Here is a 10284-nt window from a genome sequence, read left to right on the forward strand (position 1 = left end):
CCCGCGAGCTCGGCTTCGAGGTCGACGCCATCCGGGAGTTGCTGACGATGAACGCGCACCCCGACCGGTCATGCGCCGACGTCGACCTGATCGCCCGCCGCCACCTAGCCGAGGTCGACCGGCGGATCGAGCGGCTGATGGCGCTTCGGGGCGAGCTCGACCGGATGATCTCGGAATGCGGCCAAGGCCGCGTCGGCGAATGCCGTGTGATCGAGACTTTGTCCGATCACGGGAAGTGCTCGCACGGGAGCCACTGAGGCGGAAGCAACCTGCGCTCTGATGCAAATCGGTCCGCGTTCCCACGCGGGCGCACTCCCCAAAACGCCGTGACGTAGCCAGAGGCTAAATCACACCGGGGATGACATCCAATGCGTGCCAGCGCCCACCCTGATGCCGGGCGACGCCAGCCCGAAGCAGCGTGTCGCAGGCGTAATCCACCTCGTGCTGCTTGAAGCCTGCCGACTTGAGAAGCGTCTTGATGGCCGCCGTATTGATACCCTGAGGCACTGCCTTGCATAGGGCGGCGATGACGATGGCCACGGCCCGTGTCTCGGCCGACGACGCCAACCCCGAGGTCTGGGTGTGGATCTCCGCGATCATGCGCCCGTACCCGTTGACCCGATCCAGGATGCGTTTGGCGATGTCCTCCGGCATGGCGCCGGCGGCTGATGCGGGCGGTACCGGCGTGGATCGGACCTCGGGCGCAATTGCCTCGGACGCGTCGGCCCGCGATTTCAGGTAGCCACCGATGGCCTCCGCGTAGAGGTCGCTGATGGTTCGGCCTTGCTCCGCCGCCCGGACCTTCATCGCCCGGCGCATGTCCCGGGGAAGGTAGACCATTGCCTTGTCCATGGACGGCGACGTCGGCTCGTTCGCCATGAAGGGCGGTCCCCAGTTTTACAGCAAGCTGTATTAACAGCACCTCGTTAAGGCGGCCTTGCCGTCCGGACCCTGCTGAACATCCTGCAGGCGCAGCATGCCGTTTTCCTGCGTAGCTGTTTTGCTGTAAATACAGCATCGCGCTTTCGGGTGGCCTGAGGCTGCCGTCGCGCACCCGCCCACATCATTCGTCCGAGGTGCCGCCTCCCCTCTTCGCTCGGGGCCCGTGCTTGGGAAGGACGTCGTAACGGCCGCCCGGTGCATGGCGGAAGTAGTTGCCCTTGGAGATGCGGAACTCGACCTTTTCCTTGATCACGGAGGTCGTGACGTCCTCGAACGCGGCCCGGGCCATAGCCAGGGCGTCCTCGTCCAGGGTGTCTAGGAGTTCGATGGCCGTCATCGGGCCACGTTCGCGGATGGCTTCCATGAACGATTGCATCATGCGGTCCCAGAAGAAGCGGCCGGCGGCGGCCGCCAGGCCGCGACGTCTATCTTCCCTCTTGAGATCTGCGGCCTTGGCCTCGCCGGCCGCCGTCGAAGGGACCTGATCACGCAGGCTGCTGAATTGCTCCGCCAAGGCATTCATCTGCCCCTGCATCGACTCGGCGAAATCGGCGAACTGCCGCGTCAGGATCGCCTCGGGTTGGGCTACCTCGGCGGGTTCGTGTGACGGGGCATCCGGACCGGCGTGTCGGCGAGCCACCGCCATGGCGTGCTCGACGAAGGTCGCAATCGCCTTGTCCATCTCTTCCGGAAGGTCGAGGTGGGCGAGATAGGCCCGGTACCTCCGTCGCCGCTTCCAGTCCGCGAGGGGGGCCTGCAGGTCGCGCAGGGACTTCCCGCGGCCAGGGCCACCCAAACGACGGTCGCGCTCCCTCAGGGCCTCGTTCACCGACATGTGGGTGACCCGAATGCCTTGCTCGACCAGAAGGTCAGCGACTTCGTCGATTAAGGACTGGTTGACCATTCGTTCACATGACCGTCGGCTTTCGACGCATCATGTCTACGAAGGCTTAAGGAGACGTCATCGGGATCGCGGGCCAGGCTTCGCCCTTATCCTGGAATCGCTTCGCTCTTGTGCTGGAATCGCTTCGCTTTAACTCTGTAACGATATCTCAGCGGCGGCCGAACAGTCGCTCGATGTCGTGCAGCTTCAGCTCCACGAAGGTCGGACGGCCGTGGTTGCAGGTGGCGGCGAAGGGTGTCGCTTCCATCTCGCGCAGGAGGGCATTCATCTCCTCTGGCCGCAGGCGCCGCCCGGCCCGGATCGAGCCGTGGCAACTCATGCGCGAGAGGATCGCGTCGAGGCGGCGGCCGAGGGGCCCGCCGCCTTCGTCGGTGCCGTCCGGGCTGTCGTCCTCGAGCCCGCTCGCGGTGAGCGCGTCGAGGATGTCGGCGACGAGGTTGCGGATCGAGGCGTTGGCCAGGGCTGCGGGCACGGCGCGGACCAGCACGGCGCCGCTACCGAAGGGCTCCAGGGTCAGGCCGAGCCGGTCGAGATCGGGGGCGGCGGCCACGAGGCGCTCGGCGTCCCCCGGCGCCATCTCCACCACGTCGGGAATCAGCAGGCCCTGGCGGGCGATGCCGCCGCGTGCCCGCTCCCCCTTGAGGCGCTCGTAGACGAGGCGCTCATGCGCCGCGTGCTGGTCCACCAGCACGAGGCCGTCCGTGGTCTGGGCCACGATGTAGGTCTCGTGCAGTTGCGCCCGCGCCGCCCCGAGGGGTTGCGCCACGGCCTCGGCGAGTTCCCCCTCGGGAGGCGCCCTCAGATCCGCCGAGGGGACCGCGAAATCGTGCTGGAAGGCCGCTTGGGGGGCTTCGGCGAGGCCCGCGAAGGCGGGGGCGCGGGGCGCCGAGTAACCGGACGGCGCCGCCACGGACGGCCATCCCCGGGGTTGCGCGGCGCTCGGCGCCGGGTAAGCGCTCGCACCCGAATGCAGGGCGTAACCCGATCCGGGGAACCTTGATGGGGGGAGGCTCGATGTGGGGAGGCTTGCCGGACGCAGGGCGTCCAGGGTGCGGGCCGCCCCCGTGGTCGAGCCGCGCAGGCCCGCCTGCCGCAGGGTCTCGTGGATCGCGCTGACGATGAGCCCTCGGATCAGGCCGGGGTCGCGGAAGCGGACCTCCGTCTTGGCCGGGTGCACGTTGACGTCGACGAGAGCGGGGTCGCACAGGATCGCGAGCGCCAGGACCGGGTGCCGGTCCGAGCTCATCGTATCGGCATAGGCGCCCCGCACGGCCCCGAGCAGCAAGCGGTCGCGCACCGGACGACCGTTCACGGTGAAGTGGATCTGGTTGGCGTTGCCCCGGTGGTAGCTCGGCAGCCCGATATGTCCGGTCAGCGCGAAGCCCTCGCGCGCCATGGCGAGCGGCGCCGAATTGGCGGCGAAATCGGTCCCGAACACACCGGTCAGCCGGCGCAGGGTCGCCGCGCTCCCCGTATCGGCCTCGGCCGGGAATACCTGCGGGGCCCCGCTCTCGGGACGCAGGACGAGGCGGATGCCGGGCTGGGCCACCGCGATGCGCCGCAGGATGTCGCCGATGGCGGCGGTCTCGGCCCGGTCGGACTTGAGGAACTTGAGCCGTGCCGGCGTCGCGCTGAACAGGTCCGCTACCTCGATGCGGGTGCCGCGTGCGCTGGGCGCGGGGCGGACCTCGCCCTTCACCCCGGCATCCACCGTGAGGGTGGCGCCGGTGTCGGCATCCGCTGTTCGGCTCGTCAGGGTCAGCCGGGCCACGGCGCCGATCGAGGGCAGTGCCTCGCCGCGAAAGCCCAGGGTGTCGATCCGGGTGAGGTCGCCGCCGGGTAGCTTCGAGGTGGCGTGGCGCTCGACCGCAAGGGCGAGGTCGTCGGCGCTCATGCCGGCGCCGTCATCGACCACGCGGATGAGGCGGCGGCCGCCCCCCTCGATCGTCACCTCGATGCTGCGTGCGCCCGCATCGATGGCGTTCTCGACGAGTTCCTTGACGGCGGAGGCCGGCCGCTCGACGACCTCGCCCGCCGCGATGCGGTCGACGAGGATCGGATCGAGGCGGCGGACGGGACGAAGGGGCGTGGTCATGCCGGCCCGAGTATAGGAGGCCCGCCCCCCGCCCGAAAGGCTACCGGCGCGAACCGCCGGGGAAAGGTCTAGGCGACGCCCGAGCGCAGGAGGTCGTGGTAGTGGACGAGGCCCACCGGGCACTCGTTCTCGACGACGATCAGCGCGGTGATCTTCATCGATTCCTGGATCTCCAGGGCCTTGGCCAGAAGCGTCTCGGGGGCGACGGTGCGGGGCCGCACGCTCATCAGCGCCTCGACGGCCAGGCTGTCGAGGTCGGTGCGGAAGACGTTGCGGCGCAGGTCGCCGTCCGTGAGGATGCCGGCCAGGCGCCCGTCCGCCTCCACCACCACCACGGACCCGAAGCCCTTGGCGTCGATCTCCGCGATGGCCGCGCGCATCGGCGTGCCGCGCGCCACCACGGGCAACTGGGCGCCCCCGTGCATGACTTCGCGGACCTGGCGCAGGGAGGCGCCGAGACGCCCCCCCGGATGGTAGATCGAGAACTCGCGGGCGGAGAACCCGCGATGCTCCAGCAGCGCCACCGCGAGGGCGTCGCCCAGCGCCAGCTGCATCGCCGTCGAAGTCGTCGGCGCCAGCCCGTTCGGGCACGCCTCGCGGGCCTTCGGTAGGGTCAAACAGACATCCGCCTCGCGCCCGAGCGTCGAGCCGGCATTGGCAGTGATCGCGATGAGGCCGACGCGGTAGCGCTTGGCGTAGGCGATGATGTCGGCGAGTTCCGTGGTCTCGCCCGACCAGGACAGGGCGACCACCACGTCCTCCGGCTGGACCATGCCGAGATCGCCGTGGCTCGCCTCGGCCGGGTGGACATAGAGGGCGGGGGTGCCGGTGGAGGCGAGCGTCGCGGCGATCTTGCGCCCGACATGCCCGGACTTGCCCATGCCGGTGAGGATGGCGCGGCCCTTCGCGCCGGCGATGCGGGCCACGGCCGCGGTGAAGGCCTCGCCGAGGCCGTTGCCGATGGCCTCCATCAAGCAGGCGAGCCCGTCGCGCTCGGTCTCGATGGTGCGCAGGGCCGAGGCGACCGCCGGGGACTGCGCGGTCTCGACCGCGGTGAGGTGCGGGCGCTGTGCCAGGGCGTTGTCTGCTGGAGCCATACCGGGCCCGTATCCTTCGTCTGGTCGTGGGCCGCGCGGCGACCCGGAATTGAGACGGCTATGGCGCCCGAATGTGGTCGGATGGCGGCTCCGCCCCCCCGCGAAGAACACCGCCATCCGGCGTTGACGCCCCATTAACCGAGCCGGTTGTAGCCCTGTTAACCATGGCGGTTTCGCTCACCCGGAGCGAAGCGTCCGACGCTTGACGTTCCGATGCGCCGCATGATGCGCCGAGGACGGCGGCAAGCACAGCGGAAAGACCCGATCCGTGACGCGTGCAGCGCCCAATCCAGGATGGCCGAACCGGAGCCTCGCCGGGCTCGCGGTGACGGCCGCCCTGGTCCTCTCGCCGGGCACGCTCCGCGCACAGACCCAGTTTCCCTTCAATCCAGGCCGCGACGCGCGACCCGACGAGGCCATCCCCGGCGCCAACCCGTTCCTGGCGAACGGCCTGCGCGGCAACACTTTCACGGCCCCGGGCACGACGGGCACCGACGCCACGCGCAGCGGCGCCTCGGACAGCCCGACTTCCGGCGAAAATACGGGGGCGCGTTCTCCCACCCGCGCCCTGGCGGGGGCCCGATCGGGCAGCGCCACCGTCTTCAGCGGCACGAGCGGCGCCAACAACCGGGCGCCGACAAACCTGCTGCGCCAGCGTGCGGCACCCCCGCGCCGGCTCGGCTCTGCGACCGTCCGGCCCACCCGCGCGGTCACGCAGACGATCGCCTACGACCTGCGCCTGACCCCCGTGGTCCGCAACCCGGTGGTAGGCGTGCCGCTGCCGACGCTCCTGCCGGCCGCAGGCGTGCAGACGCCCGGCTTCTTTCTCGGCACGGCCCTGCGCCGGCCGCTGGCCATCGACGAAGCCTACGCGCCGCTGGGCATCAAGGTCGGCACCTTCACGGTCCTGCCCGCGGTTCAGCAGAGCGTCGGCTACGACAGCAATCCGGACCAGATCAACAACCGCTTCGCCAAGCCCTCCCTCGCCCTTCGGACCGACGGCGAGTTGCTCTTCCGCAGCGACTGGTCGTCCAGCGAATTGAGTGGTGATCTGCGCGGCGGCTACAGCGATTACCCCGACAACAAGGGCGCGAGCCGTCCCAACGGCGTGGGCGCCACGCGGCTGCGCGTCGACGTCAACCGGGACACGCGCGTCGACGTGGAGGGACGCTTCGTCCTCGACACGCAGCGCGCAGGGACGCCCGACCTTGCTGCGGCGGTGACGAGCCGGCCGCTGGTGTCCACCTACGGCACCACGTTCGGCGTCACGGAGCGCTTCAACCGGATGCAGGTCTCCGTACGCGGGCTCTTCGACCGGTCCGAGTTCGAGGATGCGCAACTCGCCGGGGGCGCCATCCTGCGGCAGAGCGACCGCAACCAGAACCAGTTCGGCGTGCAGCTCCGGGCCGGCTACGAGATCTCACCGGTGATCACGCCGTTCGTCGACGTGCTGGCCGACAATCGGATTTACGACATGCGGGTGGATTCGACCGGAATCCGTCGCGATTCCGACGGCCTGACCTTGTCGGGCGGCGCCACCTTCGCGCTGGCCCGGTTCGTGACCGGCGAGGTTTCCGTCGGCCTGCAGCACCGGACCTACGTCGATCCGAGCCTGCGCGACCTGACGGCACCCGTCGTCAACGCGGCCCTGACCTGGTTTGCGAGCCCCCTGACGACGGTGCGCTTCAGCGCCCTCACGGGCGTCACCGAGACCACGGTGGTGGGATCCAGCGGTGTCCTGACCCAGTCGGCCACGCTGGAGGTTCAACACGACCTCCTGCGCAACCTCTCGCTCATCGGCGGAATCAGCGTGCTCTCGAACGACTACGACCGGGTCAACATCAACGAACGCGGCTTCTCGGCCACCGCCCGGCTGGATTACCGCTTCAATCGCTGGCTCGCCATGCGCGGCAGCTACATCTACCAGCGCCTGGACAGTTCCGTGTCGGGTTCGAGCTTCCACGCCAACACGTTCCTGCTCGGCCTGCGAATCAACCCCTGATCGGCCGGACCGGATCGCTCCGGCGGCTCAGCGCACCATCGCCAGAGAGGCGCCGGACTTCGACAGGGCGCCGTCGAGGGCGCCGCCGCCCTGGCGCAGGCGGGCCGTGACGGTGCCGCCCGGCTGGTAGAGGTAGACCTCGCCGTCGCGGTAATCCCAGGCCGTGACCTTGGCCAGGTCCTTGTTCGGGCACCCGGATGCGCTGGCCTTGTAGAGGTCGAGGGCGGGCGCGCTCGACAGGGAGACCTTGCAGCTCGCTCCCGTGGCATCCTTGGCGTTCCAGGTCCCGACCACGGAGGAGCGGCCGCTGGCCACGATCGGCGGCGGGGGCGGGGCCACCGGCGCGATGGCGGGAGCGGGCTCGGGGGCAATCACTGGAGTGGCGGGGGCGACGGCGACGTCGGCGCCCACCGGCGGGGAGAAGTCCGCCGGTGCGGCCGTCGCGCCAGGCGGCGGCGCCAGGGGGGCGGAGGTCACGGGTCCCGAAGGCATGGCGGGCGCGATCGGCTCCAGGGAGGCCTGCGGCCCTGGCGCGGCGCGGCCCCGCACCGGCCCGTCGAAGCGCTGGGAGGCACAGGCGCCGAGGCCGGCGGTGAGCGCGAGGATAGCGGCTGTCGACAGGAGCGAACGCGGCATCGGCGGCAAATTCCGAACTGGGGTTGGGGCAGACGCCCCTCATTCGGGCCTGCCTCACCGGCAATTGCGCTGGCCGCAAGGCAGCGTGTGGTGCGTTCACGGGAATCCGCTGTGGTGGACCGCGTTTGCGCGCCGGTGTGGCGCGCGTGCCTCAGGGATCGATGCCATCGATGGCGAGGCGCAGGTGCTTGGGGCCGCGCAGGGCCGAACCCGGCCGGTAGGGCGGCGGGTCCGCGATCAGGCGCGGGTTCCTCAGCCGGCGCGTCAGCGCCACCAGGGCAGCCTCGACCTCGAACCGGGCCAGGGGGGCACCCACGCAGTAGTGCAGGCTGCCGCCGAACCCGAGGTGGCGATTGTCGGTCCGGTCGGGGTCGAAGCGGTCCGGTTCGGCATAGACCTCCGGGTCGCGGTTACCTGCCGCGAGCATCAGCACCACGGGCGCGCCCTCGGGAATCGTCACGTCGCCGTGCGGGATCGGGCAGAGCGCCGTCCGCGTCCGGAACTGCACCGGAGGCTCGTAGCGCAGCAACTCCTCGACCACGCGCGGCGCGCGGCTCGGGTCCTCGCGCAGGCGCCTCAACTCCTCGGGGTGCCTCAGGAGGGTGAGCATACCATTGGTGATCAGGTTCACCGTGGTCTCGTGGCCAGCGACCAGCATGAGGATCGCGGTGGCGATGAGGTCGAAGTCGCCCATACGGGGAGCGCCGTCCGCGCCCTTCCCCGCCAGTCCCGTCAGCATGTCGTCCTGCGGGTCCCGGCGCTTCTGCGCGATCAGACCCTTCATGTACTCGGAGATGACGTCGAAGGTGCGGCTGTTCTCGGCCCGGGCCTCGTCGTTCTGGAGGTTGTCGGGCTCCAGAGCCGTGGCCAGCTGCGTCGCCCAGCCATGGAATTTCTCCTCGTCCTCCGGCGGAACCCCGAGGAGTTCGCAGATGATCGTCACGGGCAGCGGGTAGGCGAGATCGTTGACGATATCGATGGTCCGCGCGTCGCCCAGTTTGTCGAGGATTTCGTCCACCAGTTGGTGCGAGCGCGCGCGCATCGCCTGGACCCGCTGATGGGTGAACTGATGCATCACGGCGGCCCGCAGGGTGTCGTGGTCGGGCGGATCACGGAAAATGAAGGGCCGGTGCGTGTCCGTGATGTAATCGCGCACGGGCTTCACGAGCCAGTCCGCGAGCGAATTGCCGGTCTTCGGCCGGTCGGCCGGCGGCAGGGTCTCGGAACTCACGCGCGGATCATGCAGCAGGCTGCTGATCGCGGCGTGGCTCGCCGCCACGTAGGTGCCGTCCTCCTGGCGCGAGACCGGGCACTCCCGCAACGCCGCGAAGAGCGGGTACGGGTCAGTCCGGTTGGCCTCGTCCTTGATCCGGGCGAACAGGGTGTCGTCGCTCATGATTCATCCTTGCCGGCTCGCGCGGGATCGTCCGGTCCGGACCCGGAGGGGTCGGGAAAGCCCGGCGCGAACACTCTCAGGGGTCCCGCATCCACGCCGCCGGGCTCGGGCGGAAAGGGGGCTCCGGCAGCGACCTTGTCCGCATAGGCGGGAAGCCAGCGTGCGCTGTCGAAGGAGAGCGCGGCGATGCAGCGTCCCTCCTGGCCGTAGACGGCCACGAAGCGACCTTCTTTGGGGTCGCCTCGCGCGATCACCACACCGTCCGCGCCCTTGGTCAGCCCCACCGACTTGATGGTGATGCCGCCCTGGCTCGACCAGAAAGCCGGGACATCGGCGTAGCGCGCCGTTTCGCACCCCGCGAGGAGACGGCCCGCGTGCTCCCCCTGCGCCACCGCGTGTCCCCAATGCTCCAAGGCGATGCGGTGTCCCGGATAGAGTGGATGGGGAAAGCGCGCCACGTCGCCAGCCGCCGCGATGCGGGTGTCGGGTTGCTCGTCCTCATCGAGGACGTAACCCTGTGCATCGCAGTCGAGCCCCCCTTCGTCGAAGGCGAGGCCGGAGCCGGCGAGCCAGCCGGTGTTGCGGACTGCTCCGAGGGCAACCACGACGAGATCGGCCGGAACGGCGCTGCCGTCGGCGAGACGGGCGCGCCGGACCCGGCCGGTACCGTCGTCCTCCAGGGCCTCGACCTTGGCACTGCAGCGGATCGTGACGCCGCGGGTCTCGTGCAGCGTCTGGACCACCGCGCCGAGATGCGCGCCGAGCACGCTCGCGAGCAGGGTCGGCCCCGTCTCCACGAGGGTCACGGGCAGGTCGAGGTCCCGGCAAGCGGCCGCGACTTCGCAGCCGATGAACCCGCCACCGATGACGAGAACCTGGGCGGGCCTTGCCGCCAGGTCGCGGCGCAGGGCCTCCGCGTCGTCCCGGCTGCGCAGGGTATGCACCCCCGCCAGCCGGCCCTCGGCGGCATCCGGCCAGGCCCGCGCCGAGGCGCCGGTGGCGATGAGGAGGCGGTCGTAAGCGATGGTCTCGCCACCTTCCCGAGTCACGATGCGCTTCGTGCGGTCGAGGCCGACGGCCGGCGCTCCGAGACGCCAGTCCGCGTCGAGCGCGACGAGGTTCGGCAATCCAGTGGCATCGGGAGCGACCGCACCGGTCAGCACCGCCTTCGAGAGGGGCGGCCGGTCGTAGGGGCGGTGCGGCTCGGCCCCC

9 protein-coding genes are annotated in these 10284 nt (G+C 70.3%); 2 read left to right on the top strand and 7 right to left on the bottom strand.

Annotated features, from left to right (window positions below):
* Positions 1–257, top strand: a 257-nt coding sequence (locus MFF30_RS23805; protein ID WP_238282610.1) for a MerR family DNA-binding protein, incomplete at its 5' end; no start/stop codon positions are given.
* Positions 258–342: 85 nt separating this feature from the next.
* Here the strand turns inward: MFF30_RS23805 and MFF30_RS23810 are convergent.
* The 4 genes from MFF30_RS23810 to MFF30_RS23825 form a co-directional block, all read right to left on the bottom strand.
* A complete protein-coding gene (locus MFF30_RS23810) occupies positions 343–879 on the bottom strand; it encodes a hypothetical protein (RefSeq protein WP_238282612.1) in 537 nt (178 codons plus the stop codon).
* Positions 880–1063: 184 nt separating this feature from the next.
* Entirely contained in the window at positions 1064–1846 is a 783-nt protein-coding gene (locus tag MFF30_RS23815) for a hypothetical protein (RefSeq protein ID WP_238282614.1), read from the bottom strand.
* A 148-nt stretch (positions 1847–1994) separates the two neighbouring features.
* Entirely contained in the window at positions 1995–3941 is a 1947-nt protein-coding gene (mutL, locus tag MFF30_RS23820; protein WP_238282616.1) for a DNA mismatch repair endonuclease MutL, read from the bottom strand.
* A gap of 68 nt (positions 3942–4009) precedes the next feature.
* Positions 4010–5038 carry a KpsF/GutQ family sugar-phosphate isomerase gene (locus tag MFF30_RS23825; RefSeq protein ID WP_238282618.1) on the bottom strand — a complete coding sequence of 343 codons (1029 nt, stop codon included), beginning with the start codon at positions 5036–5038 and terminating at the stop codon, positions 4010–4012.
* Positions 5039–5306: 268 nt separating this feature from the next.
* Between MFF30_RS23825 and MFF30_RS23830 the strand changes: the two genes are divergently transcribed.
* Positions 5307–7040 (top strand): outer membrane beta-barrel protein, encoded by a 1734-nt coding sequence (locus MFF30_RS23830; RefSeq protein WP_238282620.1) that lies wholly within the window; start codon positions 5307–5309, stop codon positions 7038–7040.
* Positions 7041–7067: 27 nt separating this feature from the next.
* Here MFF30_RS23830 and MFF30_RS23835 read toward each other — a convergent pair whose 3' ends face one another.
* From MFF30_RS23835 to MFF30_RS23845, 3 genes are all read right to left on the bottom strand, one after another.
* Positions 7068–7676: an AprI/Inh family metalloprotease inhibitor gene (locus tag MFF30_RS23835; RefSeq protein ID WP_238282623.1), complete on the bottom strand. Its 609-nt coding sequence runs from the start codon at positions 7674–7676 to the stop codon at positions 7068–7070.
* Between the two features lie 151 nt (positions 7677–7827).
* Entirely contained in the window at positions 7828–9072 is a 1245-nt protein-coding gene (locus MFF30_RS23840; protein ID WP_238282625.1) for a cytochrome P450, read from the bottom strand.
* The coding region (locus MFF30_RS23845; protein WP_238282627.1) for an NAD(P)/FAD-dependent oxidoreductase at positions 9069–10284 on the bottom strand (1216 nt) is incomplete at its 5' end. The genes MFF30_RS23840 and MFF30_RS23845, both read right to left, overlap by 4 nt.

Origin of the sequence: Methylobacterium goesingense (assembly GCF_022179225.1) — a bacterium.
Taxonomy (GTDB): domain Bacteria; phylum Pseudomonadota; class Alphaproteobacteria; order Rhizobiales; family Beijerinckiaceae; genus Methylobacterium; species Methylobacterium goesingense.